The sequence below is a fragment of the Streptomyces odontomachi genome (assembly GCF_024435355.1).
Taxonomy (GTDB): domain Bacteria; phylum Actinomycetota; class Actinomycetes; order Streptomycetales; family Streptomycetaceae; genus Streptomyces; species Streptomyces odontomachi.
The window spans coordinates 1-19,565 of sequence record NZ_JAMJWG010000018.1 but is presented as its reverse complement, the minus strand read 5'-3'; the positions used below and the strand labels follow the sequence as shown (position 1 = coordinate 19,565).

The window sequence follows — 19,565 nt, the reverse complement described above, 5'->3', positions numbered from 1 at the left end:
GCGGCGGCTACGCGGCGGCTACGCGGCGCAGAACTCGTTGCCCTCCGGGTCCCGCATGACCCACCAGTGTCCGGCGGGGCCCTTGTTCACCTCGCGCACGCGGGTGGCGCCCAGGTCGGTCAGCCGTGCCACCAGCGCGTCGAGACCGCCGGGGGCGCCCTCGCTGTGCACGTCGAGGTGCAGACGGTTCTTGCCGGTCTTTGCCTCGGGGACGTCCTGGAACAGCAGCCGCCGTCCGCGGCCGATGCCGCTGGTCTCGTCGAACGGGTCGTCCGGGTGGCGGATCGCGGCATAGCCGCGGAAGATCTTGCGGCCGTGGTGCTCGGCGACGGCCGCCTGACCGACCTGGCCGGCGGCCAGCAGGCGTTCGATGAGGGCGCTGGGATCCTCCACCTCGTAACCCAGGGCCGCCGCCCAGAAGTCGGCGAGCGCGGGCGCGTCCGTGCTGTCGATGACCAGTTTCCAGTTCAGAGCCATGTACCGGTTATAGCGCGTGCCACGATCACGCCGGGTATCCGAGTACCGATTCGGCAAGGCGGGCCGCGGTCGCGTCGTCCAGCGGTGCGTGCCCGAGCAGGAACCGGTACCAGAACACCCCGTACACCTGGTCCACCAGCAGGTCCCGGTCGCGCTCGGGGGGCAGCTCGCCCCGTTCGGCGCCGCGCTCCAGCACCGCGCGCAGCGCGACCCGGCGGGCGTCCACGAACGTGCGCATCAGCTCGGCGAGGTGCGGGTCCCGGGCCGACTCGCGCACCAGGGTGCGCAACGCGGGCCCGGTGGGACTGCTCTGGGCGCCCTGGAACGTGGCGGCGATGATCTCGCGCAGGTCGTCCCGGAGTCGTCCGGTGTCGGGGGTGGGCACGTCCTGGTCGGCGCGGTCGAGGAGCGCGTCCAGCAGGACCGCGCCCTTGGACGGCCACCATCGGTACAGCGTCTGCTTGCCCACCCCGGCCTCGCGGGCGATGGTCTCCACGGTCACCCGCGTGCCGTCGGACGCCGCCAGCAACCGCAGTGCCGCATCGAGGATCGCCTGACGGGCGGCCTCGTTCCGGCGCCGCCCGGTGTGCCGGCGCCCGCTCGCGGGGCAGCCGTCACCCCCTTCGCCCGTGGTGCCGGCCACGGCCGGCTGCCCCGTGGCGCGCTCAACTCGCCCGGCATCCATGCTTCGTCCCCTCTCGGGTCGGCCTCAATCCACTTGACGAGAACACCAGTCTCGACAAAAGTTGTCGAGACCGCAAGTCTCGACAAGCGAATCGAGGACCGCATCATGACTTCATCCACCACGACCCCCGCGCGTGTCGTCGTGATGGGAGGCAGCTCCGGCATCGGCGAGGCCACCGCGGCGCGTTTCGTCGCGGACGGTGCCGAGGTCGTCATCACCGGACGCAGCCAGGACCGGCTGGACCAGGCCGCCAAGCGGATCGGCGGCGGCGTGCTGACGCACCGTATGGACGGCGCCGACCCCACGGACATCGACGCGTTCTTCGCCGAGGGCGGCGCCGGCCTCGGCGCGGCTCCCGTGGACCACCTCGTGCTGGCGCTCAGCGGCTCGGCGGGGAGCGGACCGTTCCTCGAACTGGACCCGGCGGAGCTCGCGGCCGGCTTCGACGGAAAGTTCTGGCCCTACGTGCGCATCCTCCAGGCGGCCGTGCCGAGACTCGCCGCGGACGGCTCGGTCACCCTCGTCACCGCGGCCTCCGCACGTGCCGCGTTCCCGGGCACCGCCGGGCTCGCCGCGATCAACGGCGCCTTGGAGGCGATGGTCCCGCCACTCGCCGTCGAGCTGGCCCCGCGCCGGATCAACGCGGTCTCGCCGGGCGTGATCGACACCGCGTGGTGGTCCCGCCTGCCGGAGGAGCAGCGCACGGCGCTCTTCGAGGGGCTGGCGGCGACGACACCCGTGGGCCGGGTCGGCAGGCCCGACGAGATAGCCCGGGCCGTGCACCTGATGGCCACCAACGGCTTCGTCAGCGGTGTGGTGCTGGACTGCACGGGCGGCGCGAACCTGCCCACCGGACGCTGAGGGGTGGCTGACGGTCCGGCCGGGCGCCGGCTGTCGACGACTGCTCGCGCGGCCGGCCGGTTCGGTCACCCCGAGACGGCCACGGCGGACCCGTGCATCGCACGCCGGCCGCGGTCCGATGCCCGATCGATTCAGCCCGCCCAGCCGCTCCGCGCCGCCTCCAGCGCCGTGCGGTAGGCCGCGTACCCGTCCTCGTACACGCCCCGTGCTTCGGGGCGCGGGTCCACCACCCGGAAGCGGGACGGATCCGGGTCGCCGGACAGCGGCGCGGTGCCGGAGCCGGACGCCGCGCCGGCGAGCGCGCTGCGCGCGACCTGCACCGCACCGAAGGCCCCGACCTCCGCCTCCACGGGGATGCGGACCGGCCGGCCGAGCACGTCGGCGAACAACTGGGCCCAGGTGCCGGAGCGCAGGCCCCCGCCGCAGGCCGCGAGGGTGCCGGTCAGGCCGGCGGTCTCGAAGCAGTGCCGGGCCGCGTAGCCGATGGACTCGCAGACCGCGCGCACCGCGTCGGCGCGGGTGTGCGCCAGCGTGAGACCGTCGAGCCGGCCGCGCGCCGCGGGCTCGACGAACGGGGCGCGCTCGCCGGCGTCGGAGAGGAACGGCAGGGCGGTGGCGCCACGTGCCCCGGGCGGGCTGTCCGCGAGCAGGCCGTCCAGGTCGGCGGTGGTGCTGCCGGTGAGCGCCAGAACCCATTCGAGCGCGGCGGTGCCGACCATCGCGGGCATCGCCCGCAGCCAGCGGTCCGGTTGGGGCAGGCAGATCCACATGCCCGCCGGCTCGGCCGCCGGGTCGATGTCGGCGCGGTCGGTGAGCACCTGGCAGGCGAGCGTGGTGCCCACGATGAGCAGCCCGTCGCCCACCTCGCGCACCCCGCTGCCGATGGCGCAGGCCGGCAGGTCGTACGGGCCGGCGGTCAGCGGCAGACCTTCGGGCAGGCCGAGCAGCTCGGCGCCCGCCGCGTCCAGGGCGAGTACGGTGCCGGGCGGCGCCGGCGGCCGCAGCAGCCGGGCCTGCTCGGTGATCCCGCAGGCCGCAAGGGCCTCGGGCGCGTAGCTGCGGCGCGCCGGGTCGAGGAAGGGCAGCGTGGCGTCCGAAGCGTCCACGCAGACCTGTCCGGTCAGCCGCTCGGCCATCGCGTCGACGCAGTACCCCGCGGTGGCCGCGCGCGCCAGGGTGTCCGGCTCGTGCTCCTGGAGCCAGGCCAGCAGCGGGGCGTGGCAGCCGGGGAACATGCCGGAGCCGGTGTGCCCGTACACCTTCTGCACGGTGCCGTCGGCCAGCCAGCCGGCGACCAGGTCCGAGGCGCGCCCGTCCATCCAGGAGACGGCCGGCCGCACCGGACGGCCCCCGGCGTCGCGCAGCCACAGCCCGTCACCCTGCCCGGTGAGCGCCACGGCGGCGGGCGCGACCGGCAGCTGCGCCGCCGTCTCGCGCACCACCTCGGCGACGGTGCGCAACACGTCGTCGATGTCCTGCTCGACGCGGCCCCCGGACAGCCGGTCGAGACGGCTCGACCGGGACGCCGACGCGAGCGGGGTGTCATCGGGACCGTACGCCACCGCCTTGGTGACCGAGGTGCCGATGTCCACACCGATGTACGGGGCGCCGTCGGCGCTCATACGGGACTCCTCAGGCCTCGGGGACGGTGGGCGTGACCTCGGGGTTGGCCGGGTGCGCGAGCGGGCGGCCACGCAGGAAGCGGCCGACCTCGGCCGCGGTGATCGCGGCCGCGCGGTGCGCCGTCTGCCGGGTGGCGCCCCCCAGGTGCGGGGCGGTGACGACGTTCGGCGCGTCGTGCAGCGGCCAGTCGGCCGGCGGCGGCTCGACGTCGTACACGTCGAGCGCCAGCGCCCGCAGCCGGCCGCTCTTGAGCAGGTCGGGCAGCGGGGCGTGGTCGAGCAGGGCGCCGCGCGCCGAGTTCACCAGCACCGCACCCTCCGGAAGCAGCGCAAGGCGCTCCGCGTCGATCAGATGGTGGGTCTCGGGCGTGAGCCGGGCGTGCAGGCTGACGACGCTGCTGCGGCGCATCAACTCGTCGAGCTCGACCGGCTCCACCCCGTCGGCCCGCACCGCGTCCGGGTCCGCGTACGGGTCGGCGGTCAGCACCCGGGCGCCGAACGCGGTCAACACCCGTGCGACCCGGCTGCCGATGGCGCCGTAGCCGACCAGGCCGACGGTGGCGCCGTCGAGTTCGCCGCCGCACTCGTCGTAGGCGTAGAAGTCGCCGCGCCAGCGGCCCTGCTTCAGCTCGGCGTCCGCGGTGGGGATGCGACGCAGCGCGGCGAGCATCAGGCCGACGGCGAACTCGGCCGCCGCGGGGGCGTTGCGACCCGGCGCGAAGCTGACGGCGACGCCGTGCCGGGTGGCCGCGGCGAGGTCCACGTTCACCGGGCCGCCCCGGCACACCGCGACCATCCGCAGCTCGGGCCGGGCGTCGAAGACCTTGGCGGTGAACGGCCCCATCTGGGTCACGCAGACGGCGGCGCCCTGAAGCGCCTCGATCAGCCGGTCCTCGGAGCCGCTGGCCTCCTGCACCCCGCCGACCGGGCCGAACGGCTCGTGCGGCCACGGCAGCACCAGCTCGGTGACCTGGGGCTGCGCTGCGCCGGCCGGGCCGGCGGGCGGGTCCTCGGAGAGCTCCCGCCGGAGCGCGGCACGGATCAGGTCCGGGCTGACGAAGTGGTCGCCGGCGGCGAGAATGCGCATGGACGGAAAGGCCCTTCGTACGGTCGGGAGCGGTGACGCGGACGGCCTCGCACCTTCTCCAACACCGCCCTTGGTAGATTTAACAGCCGTCACGTGAAGAATCAATGTACCGGGACGGTGTTCTCCCGGTCCGCCGGTCCGTCCGTCCGGTGCGACCCCGGCAGACCGGCACCGGATCCCGATCGCCAAGAGGAGGCGCCCTGATGCCGACACCGCAGGTGAGCCCGGCCCGGCTGCTGCTGGTGCGGCACGGCGAAACCGTGTGGCACGCGGAGAACCGCTACGCGGGCATCTCCGACGTCGCCCTGACCGAGCGTGGCCTGCGGCAGGCCGACGACCTGGCCGGGTGGGCGGCGCAGCGCGGCGTCGACGCCGTCGCCTGCTCCCCGCTCAGCCGCGCCCGGCGCACCGCACAACCCACCGCCGACCTGCTGGGGCACCCCCTCGAGGTGATCCCCGAGCTGTGCGAGGTGGACTTCGGCTGGGGCGAGGGCCGCACCATCGACGAGATGATCGCCGAGGACCCCGAGGCGGTGCGCCGCTTCCGCGCGGACGCCGAGACCGGCGCGTTCCCCGGCGCGGAGCCGCCCTCGGCCGCCGCCGCGCGCGCATCGGCCGCGTTGCGCGCCCTCGCGGCCCGCCATCCCGGCCGTACCGTCCTGGTCGTGGCGCACAACACGCTGGTGCGCATCACGCTGTGCGGCATGCTCGGCATCCCGCTGGGCCGCTACCGCCAGGTGCTGCCGCGGCTCGACAACGCCGCCGTCACCGAGATCGAGGTGGCCGGCGAGCGGACCGCCCTGCGCTCGCTCAACGTGCCCACCGGCAGACCGGATCCAGCGGGTGGCACGGATCCGGCAGCCGGGGGCGCGAAGGAGACGAACCGGCCGCAGCGGGCGCACCAGTCGCGTGAGACACACTCGACCACATGACGACGACCGGTATGGCAGGAGGCGCCGCCCGCCCCCAGGACGCCCGCAGGCAGCTGATCACCGAGTACGTGCTCGCGCACGGCACGTCGACGGTCGCGGAACTCTCCGAACTCACCGCCGTGAGCGTCATGACCGTCCACCGCGACCTGGACGAGCTGGCCCGGCGCGGCGTGCTGCGGCGCTTCCGCGGCGGCGTGTCCGCCCTGCCGTCCACCGTCTTCGAGAGCAACCTGGACTACCGGCTCGGGGTGAACGTCGCCGAGAAGGACGCCATCGCCGCCGCGGCCTGCGAACTCGTCGAACCCGGCATGTCCGTGATGATCGACGACTCCACGACGGCCCTCGCGCTGGCCCGGCTGCTGGTCGACCAGACCCCGCTGACGGTGGTGACCAACGCCCGCCGGGTGGTCGACGTCTTCGCGGGCCGCGACGGCATCCGGCTCATCGCGCTCGGCGGCGAGTACTCGCAGACCCATGACTCGTTCCTCGGCGTGCCGTGCGTGGAGGCCGTCGACGCGCTCTCGGTCGACATGGTCCTGGTCTCCACCTCGGCCATGGACGCCCGCATGACGTACCACCAGGAGCAGGACGTGGTGCTGGTCAAGCGGGCCATGCTGGCGTCCGGCTCCAGGAAGGTGCTGCTCATGGACCGCACCAAGCTGGCCCGGACGGCACTGCACCGGCTCGCCCCGGTCGGCGACTTCGACCACCTGGTGGTGGACGCCGGCGTGGACCGCCAACTCCTCACGGAGCTGCGCGAGCGGACGGACGTACGGGTGGCGGACGCGGGGTGACCGTGGACGCCTGGGGGAGCCCGGGTGCCCGGGTGCCGGGAGTGCCCAAGTCCCCTTCCGTGGCAGGTCGGTGACCGGTGACGGGAGCCGTGTGCCGGCCGGTCCGCACCCCTGCCCTGGTCCCTTTTCACGTTTCGCGTGTTAATTTCACAGGCATGATGTTTCATGCGGCGGTGGGCCATGCGCCGGCGGCGCGCCCCCAGGAAGCGCGGGGGACGGGAGACACCTGTGGGGGCGCCCCCACGCCCTCAAGGCCACGGGGGAGCCTTGAGGGCGGTGGGGGAAGCCGCGCCGCATCGGCGAGACCGGCCGCGCCGGCATCAGCCGCGACAGGACCGGCCGCGCCGGCATCAGCCGCGACGAGACCGGCCACGTACGCATCAGCCGCGACGATTCCGGCCAAAATGAGCCCGGCAGGTCGTCACCGACGTGACAGGGGCGGCTCTGGGACGTCCGGTCACGTACCTGCGCAGGTGTCCCACGGGACCGCCGCGGTCGGGACCGCCGTGGTGCGCGCCGGCGGAAGGCGCTCCGGGTGAGCGCCGCACGCCCCGGCCCGCGGCGCCCCGTGCCCGTCGTCGCCGGGATCGACGTCGCCACCGCCGCGGTGCGCGTGCTGTGCACCGACGCGCACGGCCGGGTGGCCGCGGAGGGCCGGGCCGAGCTGCCGCAGCCGGTGCGCGGTCCCGGCGGGCGCAGCGAGCAGGACGCCGGCGCCTGGTGGCCGGCGACTGCAGCGGCGCTGCGGCAGGCCACCTCGGCGCTGCCGGGCCGCGGACGCGAGGTGGTCGCCGTCGCGGTGTCCGCCACCTCCGGCACGCTCGTGCCGGCCGACGCCGACGGAGTGCTGCTCGCCCCGGCCCTGATGTACGACGACCGGCGCGCCGCCGACCTGAACGCCCGCGCGCAGGAACTGGGCGCCGCCCGCTGGCGCTCGCTCGGCCTGACCGTCGGCCCGACGGCCGCGCTCGGCCGCCTCGTGTGGTGCGTGCGCACCCACCCCGCGGCCCGTCATGTCCTGCACACCCCCGAGGTGCTGGGCCGCTGGCTCACCGGCGGGCCCGTCGCGGCCGACTGGAGCCACACCCTGAAGACCGGCTACGACCCGCGTGAGGGCGGCTGGGCGACCGAGGTGTTCGACGCGTTCGACGTGCCGGAACACCTGCTGCCCCGGGTGCAGCCGCCCGGCACGCAGGCCGGCACCGTGTGCGCGATGGCGGCAGCGGAGACCGGGCTGCCGGTGGGCTGCCGCGTCCGGCTCGGCATGACCGACGGCTGCGCCGGACAGCTGGCCACCGGGGCGGTGCGGCCCGGCGAGTTCGTGGGGGTGCTCGGCACGACGTACGTCCTCAAGGGCGTCGCACGGGAGCTGATCACCGACCCCGCCGGGGCGGTCTACAGCCATCGGCACCCGGACGGCTGGTGGTTGCCGGGCGGCGCGTCGAACACCGGCGGCGAGGCGCTGGCGCCGCCCGCCGAGGAAGCCGCCGGGGCGGGGGACACCTCCGCCGACCGGAGCGGGCACGCCGCGACCGGGGGCGGCACCGGCACCGCCGTGCGGGATCCGGCCGTGGCGGCCGTGCCCGCGGCGAGCGCCGGTGCCGCCGGCCCTGATCGGCTGCGCGCGCTGGACGCCGCGGCCGAGGCGCGCGGGCCCGCCTCGCACGTCTGCTATCCGTTGCGCCGCGAGGGCGAGCGGTTCCCGTTCGTGGCCGGGGCCGCCCGCGGCTTCGTGTCGGCCGAACCGGAGGACGAGGCGGACCGGCACCGCGGTGTGCTGGAGGGCGTGGCCTTCGTCGAACGACTCGCGCTGGACCGGGTGGCGGCCCTCGGCGCCGAGGTGACGGGTCCGTTGCACGCGGCGGGCGGCGGCAGCCGCAGTGACCTGTGGAACCGCATCCGCGCCACCGTGCTCGGCCGGCCGCTGCGGATCGCCGAACACGCGGAGACCGCGTTCGGCGCCGCGCTCCTGGCCGCCTCCGGGACCCTCCATCCGGACCTGTCCGCGAGCGCGCGCGAGATGACCGGAGCGGGTCGCCTCGTCGATCCGGTGGCATCCGAACGGGCGGCGCTCGACGACGCGTACGGCCGGTTCTGCGAACAGCTCTCGCAACGAGGGTGGTTGCCGCCGGCCACCTGATCGGTCCACGGCGCACCCCGGAAGAGGGGGTGGGGACGGGTGCACGGGCGCGGGGTGCGCCGAGTGCCCCGTGCCCTTGACGGGACATGCCCCCGGCGCCGGGTAGTCTCGCAGGCGCCGCCACGTGAAGGAGCGGGCAGCCCATGGACCTCACGCGTGTCCACCCGTATCGGACCGACTGGATCGCGAGCTTCGTCGCCGTGGCCCGGCACGGCGGCTTCTCGGCCGCGGCCAAAGCCCTCTACCGCTCGCAGCCCCGCGTCAGCAGCCATGTGGCGGAGCTGGAGCACCAGCTGGGGGTGCGGCTGCTGGACCGATCCGTGCAGCCGGCCCGGCTCACCCCGGAGGGGCGCGGGCTGCTGCCGCACGCCGAGGAGATCCTGCGCCGGCTGAACGTGCTCGCCGACGTGGCCGATGGCACGGCGCACGGCGAGGTGCGGCTCGGCGCTCACCCGAGCGCCGCCGGGTACCTCTACCCGCTCGCCGTGCGCGCCCTGCGCACCGTGCACCCGCACGTCCGCCTCGTGCTGCGGGAAGGCCCGAGCGTCGGTCTGGACGCGGACCTGGCGGACGGCTCCGTCGATCTCGCCGTCCGGCCGCTGCTGCCGCTGGCCACCACGGAAGGGATCACCCACCGCCTGCTGTGGCGGGAGCCGCTGGTCGCGGTCTTCCGCGCCGACCACCCGCTGGCCCGCGCCCGGTCGGTCTCCCTCGCGCAGACGGCCGAGCTGCCGCTGGTCGCGATCGGCGAGAACGGCGAGGCCGACGGCCGCCAGTACGAGACCGACCTCGCCTTCGCCGACGCCGGCCTGACCCCCGTCGTGGCCGCCCGGACCAGCCAGCCGCAGACCCTCGTCTCGCTGGTGCGGCACGGCCTCGGCGTCGGCGTGACCAACTGCCTGGCGATGACGACCGCGAACCTCGAAGGGGTGAGCCTGGTGCCCCTCGACGATCCGCGCTGCGAACGGGCGGTCGCCGTCTGGTGGCGCTCCGACGGCGCCGGCTCACCGGCCGTCGAGGCCACCCGCGAGGTCATCGGGTCCGTGCCCGCCCCTCGCTGGCCCTGGGCCGACCGCACGGCCCGACCGGCGCCGCATCCGGAGCGGAACCCGGAGCGCGACCCGGAGCCGACCCGGACGACCGACGGGCCGGCCGGGCCCTGAGCCCTGCCCGGCCGCCGATTCTTCTGCGCGAAAGTCACATCAGCCCCACTCGCCCCGCATTTATTAGTAATACTGGGCGCCGAACCACCACTGCACGGTCATGTTCTGTTCACGTTCACGCTCCTGCGGCTGCCCGCTGCCCGACGGTCATGCAAGAACGTCCTCGCCGGTTGGTGTGGTGGTGTGTGCCTTCTGGAGCGGCATCCCTGAAGGGAGCACCCAGGTGCGAAGAACCACCTTCTGGCGTCTCGGGATCGCCTCGGCCCTCGTCCCCGCCGCCCTGCTGGCGGCACCCGCGTCCGCGGGAGCCGCGACGACGCCGCTGTCCCCCGCGGTCTTCAACGATCCGTCGGGCACGGTCGACGACCAGAGCCGGATACGCGACTACTTACTCGGCCTGGTCAACGACACCGCGCCGGGTGCCGAGATCCGGGTGTCGATGTACGGGTGGACCGACGACCCGGTCGCCGACGCGCTGGTGGCCGCCGCGCAGCGCGGTGTGGTCGTCAAGGTGATCGTCGACGACCACACCGTCGGCCTGGACGGCACCGAGTACCCCAGGCTGGCGAACGGCGAGAACGGCACGGCCGGGGACGACGGCCTCGGCACCGACCGCACCAAGCCCTCCTGGGTGCTGGCCTGCCCGCCGGCCCGTGGCTGCATAGCCGACCGCGAAGCCGGTATCAACCACAACAAGTTCTTCCTGTTCTCCCAGGTCAACGGCGTGAGCAACGTCCTCGTCCAGACGTCGGCCAACCTGACCACGGTCCAGCGCAACGCCCTGTTCAACAACGCGGTGACGCTGACCGACGCGGGCATCTACAACAGCTACAAGTCCTACTTCGCCGACCTGGAGAAGTACGGCGTCATGGCCAACGGCATCACCGACTACTACCGGACGCTCGTCAGCGGCACGTACAAGACCTACTTCTTCCCGCGGCACGAGAAGTCCGGCACCACGGCCACCACGGACCCGAGCACGGACACCATCAAGCTGGTTTTGGACAACGTCAGTTGCTCCGGTGGAACCCAGATACGGGTGGCCATGTACGCCTGGACCCGCACGCAGGTCGCCTCGAAGCTCGTCTCCCTGCAGAAGGCGGGCTGCCAGGTGACGCTCGCCTTCGACGGCAACGACGACCCGGACGGCTCCCCGCATCTGTCGGCCAAGGTCGAAGACATCATCTCCGGCCAGTTCGCCAAGCGCGTCGAGTGCAAGGAGGACCCCGGCGGCATCGGCGTGCACTCCAAGTACCTGCTGATCGAGGGCACCTACGACGGCAAGGCCGACAGCAAGTTCGTCTGGACCGGAAGCCACAACTACACGTACGGCGCGCTGCGAAAGAACGACGAGGCGCTGCTGAAGATCAACGACCCGCAGATCTACGCCGCCTTCAAGGCGAACCACGACCGGCTGATGGAGTACTGCGAGGGCTCCTGACGCGCGGGTGCTCGGCGCCCGGGCCGGACACCGCCCTCCGCCCCGGCGCCGTCAACCTCGCCTCGCATGAGGTGAGTTGGCCCCACCCGTCCCGCCTGTATCAGTGATACTGGCACCGAACCTCCACTGCACTGTCATGTTCTGTTCACGCTCCTGTGGCTGCCTGCTGCCCGACCGTTGCGCGAGAACGTCCCTGCCGGTCCGGGCCGTGTGCCTTCAGGAGTCGACATTCCTGAAGGGAGCACCTAGGTGCGCCGAACCACCATCTGGCGTCTCGGGCTCGCGGCGGGCATCATCCCCGTCGCCCTGCTGGCGGCACCCACCTCCGCCGGAGCAGCGACGACCCCCCTGACCCCCACGGTCTTCAACGATCCGTCGGGCACCACCGACGAGCAGAGCCGCATACGCGACTACGTGGTGGGCCTGGTCAACGACACCGCGGCGGGCGCCGAGATACGCATATCCATGTACACGTTCACCGATGACGCCCTCGGTGACGCGCTGGTCGCCGCCGCGCAGCGCGGCGTCTCCGTCAAGCTGCTGCTCGACGGCCACACCACCACCGTGGACGGCACCGAGTGGCCCAAGCTCGAGGCGGGCCTCGGCACGGACCGTTCGGCGGCCTCCTGGGTGATGCCGTGCCCCACCGGCCGTGGCTGCCTGGCCGACCGCGGTGGCATCAACCACAACAAGTTCTTCCTGTTCTCGCAGGTGAACGGCCAGAGCAACGTCACCGTGCAGACGTCGGCCAACATGACCACCACCCAGCGCGTCGATCTCTTCAACAACGCGGTGACGCTGACCGACGCGACCATCTACAACAGCTACGTGTCCTACTTCGCCGACCTGGAGAAGTACGGCGCCGCGTCGAGCGGCCTCACGAACTACTACAAGACGACCACCAGCGGCCCGTTCAAGGACTACTTCTTCCCGCGCCACGAGGCGTCCGGCACCACCGCCACCACGGACCCCAGCACGGACACCATCAAGCTGATCCTGGACAACGTCAGCTGCTCCGGCGGTACCGAGATCCGGGTGGCCATGTTCGCCTTCACCCGCACCCAGGTCGCCTCGAAGCTGGTCTCGTTGCAGAAGGCGGGCTGCGCGGTGCGGTTCGCGTTCGACGGCAACGTGGACGAGAACGGCGACCCGCACCTGTCGGACAAGGTCGAGAGCATCATCACCGGCCAGTTCACCAAGCGCGTCGAGTGCAAGGAGGGCCCCACCGGCATCGGCCTGCACTCCAAGTACCTGCTCATCAAGGGCACCTACGACGGCAAGGCCGACCGCACCCTCGTCTTCACCGGCAGCCACAACTACACCTACGGCGCCCTGCGCTACAACGACGAGGCGTTGCTGAAGATCGACGACGCCACGATCTACGCCGGCTACGAGGCCAACCACGACCGGCTGATGGAGTACTGCGAGGGCTCCTGACCCCGGAGCCGGCCGTCCGACCGGCCACCATGCCGACCCCTGTGCCGCGGGCCCGTTCCGGGTCCCCGGCACCGGGGCCGCGGTCGTTCTTGACGCTGCCCACCTGCCCTCGTACATTGACTCCGTTCGCGCAACTTCCACATTACAAAATAAAGCTTCCGCAATACGGAAATGGTGGGGGCTGGTCGGATGGCGCGACGACGACCCGGACGACCGGGTCGGCCCATGACGAGACGAACCGACACGCATGCTCACCGCGGGGCGCGACGGGAGCGGCGGAGCGGACGGCCGAGGGAGGAGCACCCATGGCTCGTATGACCGCTGCCCGCGCGGCAGTCGAGATCCTCAAGCGAGAGGGCGTCACCGACGCGTTCGGCGTACCGGGCGCCGCGATCAACCCCTTCTACGCGCAGCTGAAGGCGGCCGGCGGGATCCGGCACGTGCTGGCCCGCCATGTGGAGGGCGCCTCGCACATGGCGGAGGGCTACACGCGTACGCGGCCCGGCAACATCGGGGTGTGCATCGGGACATCGGGTCCCGCCGGCACCGACATGATCACCGGGATGTACTCGGCCGGCGGCGACTCCGTCCCGATCCTGTGCATCACCGGCCAGGCACCCACCGCGGTGCTGCACAAGGAGGACTTCCAGGCCGTCGACATCGCCGCGATCGCCGCACCGGTGACCAAGATGGCCGTCACGGTGCGGGAGGCCGCGCAGGTCCCCGGCGTGTTCCAGCAGGCGTTCCACCTGATGCGCTCCGGCCGCCCGGGGCCCGTCCTGATCGACCTGCCGCTCGACGTGCAGATGGGCGAGATCGAGTTCGACCCGGAGACGTACCAACCGCTACCGGTGTACCGGCCGGCCGCGACCCGCGCCCAGATCGACCGCGCGCTCGCCCTGCTGAACGCCGCCGAGCGGCCGCTGATCGTCGCAGGCGGCGGTGTCGTGGGCGCCGACGCCTGCGCGCTGCTGGTGGAGTTCGCCGAGCTGACCGGGGTGCCGGTGGTGCCGACCCTGATGGGCTGGGGCGCCATCCCCGACGACCACGAGCTGAACGCGGGCATGGTCGGCCTCCAGACCTCGCACCGGCACGGCAACGAGACCTTCCTGGCCGCCGACTTCGTCCTCGGCATCGGCAACCGCTGGGCCAACCGCCACACGGGCCGGCTTGACGTCTACACCGCGGGCCGCACGTTCGTGCACGTCGACGTCGAGCCCACCCAGATCGGCCGGGTCTTCGCCCCCGACTACGGCATCGCCTCCGATGCGAAGGCCGCGCTGGAGCTGTTCGTCGCGGCGGCGAGGGAACTCGGCGCCGCAGGCACCCTGCCGGACCGTGCCGACTGGGCGGCCGCAGCGCAGGAGCGCAGGGCACGGTTGCAGCGCCGTACCCACTTCGACGACGTCCCCATCAAGCCGCAGCGGGTCTACGAGGAGATGAACAAGGCCTTCGGGCCCGAGACCCGGTACGTGTCCACCATCGGCCTCTCGCAGATCGCCGGCGCCCAGCTGCTGCACGTCTACCGGCCGCGGCACTGGATCAACTGCGGGCAGGCCGGGCCACTGGGCTGGACGGTGCCGGCCGCGCTGGGGGTCGCGGTGGCCGACCCCGAGACGCCGGTCGTGGCGCTCTCCGGCGACTACGACTTCCAGTTCCTGCTGGAGGAGCTGGCCGTCGGCGCGCAGCACCGCATCCCGTACGTCCACGTCCTGGTGAACAACGCGTACCTGGGGCTGATCCGCCAGGCCCAGCGCGCCTTCGACATGGACTTCCAGGTCACCCTCGAATTCGCCAACCTCAACGCCCCGGAGCTGGGCGTCTACGGCGTCGACCACGTCAAGGTCGCCGAGGGCCTCGGCTGCAAGGCCATCCGGGTCACCGACCCGGCCGAGCTGGGCGCCGCGTTCGAACGGGCCGGCAAGCTCGCCACCGAGTACCGGGTGCCGGTCGTCGTCGAGGTGATCCTGGAACGCGTCACCAACATCTCGATGAGCGGGACGAACGACATCAGCGATGTCGTCGAGTTCGAGGAGATCGCCACGGAGCCCTGGCACGCGCCGACGTCCATCAGGCCGCTGAAGGTCTGAGGGCGCCGGCACCGCCGGTCAGCCGCCCGGCCACCGCATGCCCGTCAGGAGTCGACACGACTCCGACGACCATGCGGTGGCCTTGCCCGGGTTCGGGCGGGTCAGACGGTGAAGCCGCCGTCGACGTGGATCGACGCGCCGGTGATGTACCCGGCGTCCGCACCCGCCAGGTGGGCGACGGTGGCCGCGATCTCGGTCGCTTCGGCGAAGCGGCCCAGGGCGGTGAGACCGGCGACGAACTCGGCGTTCGGCCCGTCGGCCGGGTTGGCGTCCGTGTCGGTGGGGCCGGGGTGCACCAGGTTGACGGTGATGCCCTGCGGGCCGAGGTCGCGTGCCAGGCCCTTCGTCATCCCGATGAGGGCCGTCTTGCTCATCGAGTACAGCGCCAGGCCCGGAAACGGCGCACGATCGGCGACGTTGCTGCCGATGCTGATGATGCGCCCACCCCGCCCCATGTGACGCACCGCCGCCTGGGACGCCACCAACGGCGCCCGCACGTTGACGGCCAAGGTGCGATCGATGTCCGCCGCCCGCAGGTCCTGCACGGGGCCGACGAGGAAGAGTGCGGCATTGTTGACCAGGACGTCCAGCCTGCCGAACGTGGCGGCGGCCTCGTCGACCGCGGCGGTCAGCGCCTCGGGCACCGCGCTGTCGGCCTGGACGGCCAGCCCCCGGCGCCCGCGTGCCTTGATCTGGTCCACGACGTCGGCGGCACGCTCCGCACTGCTTTCGTAGGTGACGACGACGTCGGCGCCCTCGTCCGCCAGACGGAGCGCCACGGCCGCACCGATGCCCCGGCTGCCACCCGTGACCAGGGCTACGTTTCCTTCGAGTTGGTTCATGCCTTAAGCGTCACGCGTCCCGGCGCGGCGTGCTGGCGGGAATCGGACGTGAAGTTCGACCTGCCGGCGATCCATGGCGGTGGCTGACTGCGTGACCTGAAGTGTGATGTGAAGTCGCGAAGATTCCCGAGAGGATGGGGGAGTCGACTTCCATCGTTCCCGGACTCCACCGGTCCGGGGTGGTCGTGATAGGGGGACACATGCGCAGGACCGTCACTGCCGCTGCTCTGGCCTTGACCGCCCTCTCGCTGGTGGCCTGCGGGGGCAAGGGCGACGAGGTCGTCACGCACAAGGTCACCCTCGAAGTCCTCGGCAAGGGCACCACGGAGATCTACTACACCCTCGACACCAACCGGTCGGCGAAGGTGACACTGCCCTGGAAGAAGACGGCGACCATCACACTGACCACGGCAGCCGAGAAGAGGATCGGGCGGGCCGTGGGTGTCGTTCCGGGGTCGGTGTACCGCACGGACGGCACGCTCAAGGCGGCGTCCTGCGCCATCATCGTCGATGGGAAGAAGGTCATGGACAATCAGGGGGGTAAGGCCGACGGCTCGTGCAAGTACACGGTGAAGTGAACGCACCAGGAGTGCACAGGCCGGTACACGTCATCTCCTGAGCGTGCATTTCCTTCGGACGCAGCTGCGTGGCCGCACCGATCCGACCCAGGTCTGACCGCACCTACGGCGAGAAAAAGGGGAGAACTTGTGCTCGTACGGCTACCGTTGGAGGGTGGCGGAGCGATCCTGCTGGAGGATTCCGAAGGGGACACTCGATCAGGTGGGCCGGTGAAGGCCGGACGGACTGCGGATGCCGTACGTGATCTCCCCCGGACCTTGCAGGAAGCATTCACTCCGGTGCGAGAGACCGCGAGGGCGGTGCTGGAGCAGTTGCGGGAGGCGGGTTCGCGCTCGGCAGAGGTGGAATTCGGGGTGAATCTGTCGGCGAAGGCAGGAGCGGTCATCACCAGCGGCGAGATGGCCGTGCACCTCAAAGTGCGGGTGGTGTGGGAGAGCACGCGTGCCGGGCAGGACGCGAACGAGGTCCCGGTCAGCGGGGCCCATGGGTGAGCGGGCACGAGGGTGCGGACGGCCTGACGACGACCGGCCCGTCGTCGGCGGGAGGCGAGGGCGGCGGCACGACGCCTGCCGGGGCCGTCTTCCAGGTGTTGGCGACGGACGGTCAGGTGGCGGGTGCCGGATTCCTGGTCGGTGAGGCCACCGCGTTCACCTGTGCGCATGTGGTGCGTGCCGCCGGTCAGCAGCCCGGCGGTCGACTCGAATTATCCTTTCCGGAACTGCCCGGCGCGCCACGGGCATGGGGCCGGGTGGTGGCCGAACGGTGGCGCTCCCCAGCGGCGCAGGACATCGCCGTACTGCACGTGGCGGACGTGCCGCCGCAGGCGGTCGCGCTCCGGGTGGGGGTCGCGACCGGGTGCCGGGGGCACCGGGTGTCCTCGTTCGGATTTCCCGCCCAGGCCCCGAGCGGTGGCCATTTCGGGTACGGCACGGCTGCGGGACTGCTGGCAGGCGAGCGCGGCGCGGGCCGGTTGTTGCAGCTGACCGAGGCCAACGATCTGACCACCGGGTTCAGTGGGGCACCGGTCATCGACACGCTGACGGACCTGGTGATCGGCATGGTCACCGCCATCGCTTCCCCCGACGCCCATCTCAAGGGCCTGAACATCGCTTACGCCACACCCGCCGAGACACTGCGCGAGCTCCTTCCGGAGCTGGCCGAGCACCACACCTGCCCGTATCTCGGCCTTGAACCGTTCACCGCTCAGCACACCGAGTGGTTCCACGGCCGCGAGACGGCGGTGGAGAAGGTCCTGGCCGCGTTCGGGAGCAATCGGCGACTGCTGATGTTGCTGGGCCCGTCGGGGGCGGGAAAGACGTCCCTGGTCCACGCGGGCGTGCTGCCCGCCCTGGCCGCAGGTGCCGTGCCGGGCAGCGACCGGTGGCTGCCGGTCACTGCCCGCCCGGGCCGGGACCTGCTGGCCCAACTGGCGGCGGCAGGCCTGCCCGGTGCCGAGAACGGCGATCTGCCGGCCTGCGTCGGCGCCCGCCTGGCGGCGGAGCCCGATCACGACCGGGTCCTGCTGGTCATCGACCGGTTCGAGGAACTCCTCACCCAGACATCGACCACCCCCGGTCCCCACACCGATGGCGGGCCCGCCGATGATGCCCGGCTGCGGGCCGTGGCACACCTGATGGCGCTGGCCGACTCGACCGCTGCCGTCACGGTGCTCCTGGTCATGAGGAACGACTTCTTCGCCCCGCTGGAAGCCCTCGCGCCGGACCTGGTGGAGAAGGTCTTCCCGGGGACGTGCAACATCCCCGCCGTGCTGGGCCGCCGGGAACTGGCAGCGATCATCACCCGGCCTGCCGAGGCCGTGGGCCTCGCGCTGGAAGCCGGTCTCGCGGACCGCATCGTCGCCGACATCCTGGCAACCGATCCATCGGCCCGGCAGGTACCGGCCGTCTGGCTCCCGGCCCTGGAACTCGCCCTGCGCCAGCTGTGGCTCCGCCGCGGCGACGACGGCCGCCTCACGCACGCCGCCTACGAGAAGATCGGCGGCGTCACCGGCAGCATGACCGCCTGGTGCAACCAGGCCCTCGGCCAACTGCCCCCCGCCCACCGCCCCGTGGCGCGGCGCATACTGACGTCGCTGGTCCGGCCCGCGGACCAGGAGCGTGCCATCCCCGCGACCCGGCAGCTCGTCCCGCTCGCCCGGCTGCGGGCCCTGGCCGCCGACCCCCAGCCCGCCGGCCCGGACGCCGACGACGTGTGCACCGCCGTGCTGGCGGCCCTGACCCGCTACCGCATCATCACCACCGGCACTTCTGCGCACACCGGCACGGCCCCCGGCGAAGCGACCGCGGAACTCATCCATGACGCGCTCCTACGCGAGTGGGCCGATCTGCGCGACTGGGTCGCCCAGGACCAGCAGTTCCAGTTGTGGCTCCAGCGCGCCGCCGAGCAGCAGGCCCGCCACGCCCGCAGTGGCCTGCACGGTGATCTGCTGGACGGGACCCTGCTCGCCGAGGGGATCGAATGGGAGGGCCGCCGTTCCCTCCCGCCGGAGATCACCGCCATCCTGCACACCAGCACAGCGCACCAGCAGGCGGCCCTGCGCCGCACCCGACGCATCAACATGGTCCTCGCCGTACTGCTGTCCATCGCCCTGGTCGCGACGGGCATCGCCTTCTACCAGCGACACACCGCCACCACCGCGGAACGCGCGGCCGTCGAAGCACAGCACCAGGCGCAGTCCCGCCAGCTCGCCGCGCTCTCCTCCGATCTGGCGGCCAGCGATCCGGACCTGGCCTCACTGCTGGCCGTGAAGGCATGGCAGACCAGCCCGACCGCCGAAGCCACCGCAGCCGTCTACACGGCACCTGCGGCTCCCCTCCTCAGGCTGTTTCAGGGCCATACCGACTCCGTGCAGCCGGTGGCGTTGGGCCCGGACGGGCAGACGAGCGTCACGGCCGGCGAGGACGGCGACATGAACCTGTGGGACGTGCGGACCGGCAAGATCCGCTCGGCCCTCAAGGACTACGACAACGCTCTGTGGGATGCAGCAGCGCACGGTTCGGTCGCGGTCCCGGTGGCATTGAGCCCGGACGGCACGACACTCGCCACGGCCCGCCCCTTCGACGACATACGTCTTTGGGACGTTCAGCTCGGCAAACTCCGCACCACCCTGAAAAGTGGCAGCGTGATGTCGATGGCCTTCAGCCCGGACGGCAGCACACTCGCCACCGGCGACGACTTCGACGACGCCACACGCCTCTGGGACGTGCAGACCGGAAAGCTCCGCAGGGTGCTCCATGGTGACCACATCGGCGATGTGCGGTCGGTGGCATTCAGCCCGGACGGCACAACGGTCGCCAGCGTCACAGGAGACAGCACCGTACGCCTGTGGAACGTGCGGACCGGCACACCCCGAACCGCTCTCAAAGGACGTCCCGGGCCCGTGATCGCGCTGGCA

Annotated in this window: 16 protein-coding genes; 11 read left to right on the top strand and 5 right to left on the bottom strand. The window is 72.4% G+C overall.

Features of this window, described 5'->3' with window-relative positions:
• Nucleotides 1-18 precede the first annotated feature (18 nt).
• Nucleotides 19-477, bottom strand: a complete 459-nt coding sequence (locus NQO67_RS30760) for a VOC family protein (RefSeq protein ID WP_255953612.1) — start codon at nt 475-477, stop codon at nt 19-21.
• Between the two features lie 25 nt (nt 478-502).
• Nucleotides 503-1,162: a TetR/AcrR family transcriptional regulator gene (locus NQO67_RS30755; protein ID WP_255953611.1), complete on the bottom strand. Its 660-nt coding sequence runs from the start codon at nt 1,160-1,162 to the stop codon at nt 503-505.
• 105 nt (nt 1,163-1,267) lie between these two features.
• On the opposite strand from NQO67_RS30755, the gene NQO67_RS30750 reads away from it, so the two are divergent.
• Entirely contained in the window at nt 1,268-2,023 is a 756-nt protein-coding gene (locus NQO67_RS30750; RefSeq protein ID WP_255953610.1) for an SDR family oxidoreductase, read from the top strand.
• Nucleotides 2,024-2,154: 131 nt separating this feature from the next.
• Here NQO67_RS30750 and NQO67_RS30745 read toward each other — a convergent pair whose 3' ends face one another.
• Together NQO67_RS30745 and NQO67_RS30740 are read right to left on the bottom strand one after the other, a co-directional pair.
• Nucleotides 2,155-3,645: an FGGY-family carbohydrate kinase gene (locus tag NQO67_RS30745; protein ID WP_255953609.1), complete on the bottom strand. Its 1,491-nt coding sequence runs from the start codon at nt 3,643-3,645 to the stop codon at nt 2,155-2,157.
• 10 nt (nt 3,646-3,655) lie between these two features.
• Entirely contained in the window at nt 3,656-4,732 is a 1,077-nt protein-coding gene (locus NQO67_RS30740) for a 2-hydroxyacid dehydrogenase (RefSeq protein WP_255953608.1), read from the bottom strand.
• Nucleotides 4,733-4,935: 203 nt separating this feature from the next.
• On the opposite strand from NQO67_RS30740, the gene NQO67_RS30735 reads away from it, so the two are divergent.
• The 7 genes from NQO67_RS30735 (at nt 4,936) to gcl (ending at nt 14,729) form a co-directional block, all read left to right on the top strand.
• Nucleotides 4,936-5,664 carry a histidine phosphatase family protein gene (locus NQO67_RS30735; protein WP_255953607.1) on the top strand — a complete coding sequence of 243 codons (729 nt, stop codon included), beginning with the start codon at nt 4,936-4,938 and terminating at the stop codon, nt 5,662-5,664.
• On the top strand, nt 5,661-6,458 hold the full coding sequence (locus tag NQO67_RS30730; RefSeq protein ID WP_255953606.1) for a DeoR/GlpR family DNA-binding transcription regulator: 798 nt from the start codon (nt 5,661-5,663) through the stop codon (nt 6,456-6,458). Before NQO67_RS30735 ends, NQO67_RS30730 begins: the two co-directional genes overlap by 4 nt.
• Before the next feature lie 535 nt (nt 6,459-6,993).
• Nucleotides 6,994-8,598: an FGGY-family carbohydrate kinase gene (locus NQO67_RS30725; RefSeq protein WP_255953605.1), complete on the top strand. Its 1,605-nt coding sequence runs from the start codon at nt 6,994-6,996 to the stop codon at nt 8,596-8,598.
• A gap of 143 nt (nt 8,599-8,741) precedes the next feature.
• Complete coding sequence (locus NQO67_RS30720; RefSeq protein ID WP_255953604.1) at nt 8,742-9,761, top strand: LysR family transcriptional regulator; 1,020 nt, start codon at nt 8,742-8,744, stop codon at nt 9,759-9,761.
• Between the two features lie 223 nt (nt 9,762-9,984).
• Nucleotides 9,985-11,202, top strand: a complete 1,218-nt coding sequence (locus tag NQO67_RS30715; RefSeq protein ID WP_255953603.1) for a phospholipase D-like domain-containing protein — start codon at nt 9,985-9,987, stop codon at nt 11,200-11,202.
• A 249-nt stretch (nt 11,203-11,451) separates the two neighbouring features.
• Nucleotides 11,452-12,639: a phospholipase D-like domain-containing protein gene (locus NQO67_RS30710; protein ID WP_255953602.1), complete on the top strand. Its 1,188-nt coding sequence runs from the start codon at nt 11,452-11,454 to the stop codon at nt 12,637-12,639.
• 305 nt (nt 12,640-12,944) lie between these two features.
• The gene (gcl, locus tag NQO67_RS30705) at nt 12,945-14,729 is read left to right on the top strand and encodes a glyoxylate carboligase (RefSeq protein WP_255953601.1); all 1,785 of its coding nucleotides are present in this window, start codon (nt 12,945-12,947) and stop codon (nt 14,727-14,729) included.
• Between the two features lie 101 nt (nt 14,730-14,830).
• Here the strand turns inward: gcl and NQO67_RS30700 are convergent, their stop codons facing one another.
• Nucleotides 14,831-15,571 carry a 3-oxoacyl-ACP reductase family protein gene (locus NQO67_RS30700; protein ID WP_255953600.1) on the bottom strand — a complete coding sequence of 247 codons (741 nt, stop codon included), beginning with the start codon at nt 15,569-15,571 and terminating at the stop codon, nt 14,831-14,833.
• A gap of 200 nt (nt 15,572-15,771) precedes the next feature.
• On the opposite strand from NQO67_RS30700, the gene NQO67_RS30695 reads away from it, so the two are divergent.
• The 3 genes from NQO67_RS30695 to NQO67_RS44395 form a co-directional block, all read left to right on the top strand.
• Nucleotides 15,772-16,149, top strand: coding sequence for a hypothetical protein (locus NQO67_RS30695; RefSeq protein ID WP_255953599.1), 378 nt, complete (start codon nt 15,772-15,774; stop codon nt 16,147-16,149).
• 129 nt (nt 16,150-16,278) lie between these two features.
• Nucleotides 16,279-16,641: a CU044_2847 family protein gene (locus NQO67_RS30690; protein ID WP_255953598.1), complete on the top strand. Its 363-nt coding sequence runs from the start codon at nt 16,279-16,281 to the stop codon at nt 16,639-16,641.
• Nucleotides 16,638-19,565 (top strand): nSTAND1 domain-containing NTPase (locus NQO67_RS44395; RefSeq protein WP_255953597.1); only part of this gene is annotated, 2,928 nt, incomplete at its 3' end. The genes NQO67_RS30690 and NQO67_RS44395, both read left to right, overlap by 4 nt.

Coding starts and splice junctions, on each gene's coding strand:
- NQO67_RS30760 (WP_255953612.1), bottom strand. CDS start 477: ATGGCTCTGAACTGGAAACTGGTCATCGACAGCACGGACGCGCCCGCG.
- NQO67_RS30755 (WP_255953611.1), bottom strand. CDS start 1,162: ATGGATGCCGGGCGAGTTGAGCGCGCCACGGGGCAGCCGGCCGTGGCC.
- NQO67_RS30750 (WP_255953610.1), top strand. CDS start 1,268: ATGACTTCATCCACCACGACCCCCGCGCGTGTCGTCGTGATGGGAGGC.
- NQO67_RS30745 (WP_255953609.1), bottom strand. CDS start 3,645: ATGAGCGCCGACGGCGCCCCGTACATCGGTGTGGACATCGGCACCTCG.
- NQO67_RS30740 (WP_255953608.1), bottom strand. CDS start 4,732: ATGCGCATTCTCGCCGCCGGCGACCACTTCGTCAGCCCGGACCTGATC.
- NQO67_RS30735 (WP_255953607.1), top strand. CDS start 4,936: ATGCCGACACCGCAGGTGAGCCCGGCCCGGCTGCTGCTGGTGCGGCAC.
- NQO67_RS30730 (WP_255953606.1), top strand. CDS start 5,661: ATGACGACGACCGGTATGGCAGGAGGCGCCGCCCGCCCCCAGGACGCC.
- NQO67_RS30720 (WP_255953604.1), top strand. CDS start 8,742: ATGGACCTCACGCGTGTCCACCCGTATCGGACCGACTGGATCGCGAGC.
- gcl (WP_255953601.1), top strand. CDS start 12,945: ATGGCTCGTATGACCGCTGCCCGCGCGGCAGTCGAGATCCTCAAGCGA.
- NQO67_RS30700 (WP_255953600.1), bottom strand. CDS start 15,571: ATGAACCAACTCGAAGGAAACGTAGCCCTGGTCACGGGTGGCAGCCGG.
- NQO67_RS30695 (WP_255953599.1), top strand. CDS start 15,772: ATGCGCAGGACCGTCACTGCCGCTGCTCTGGCCTTGACCGCCCTCTCG.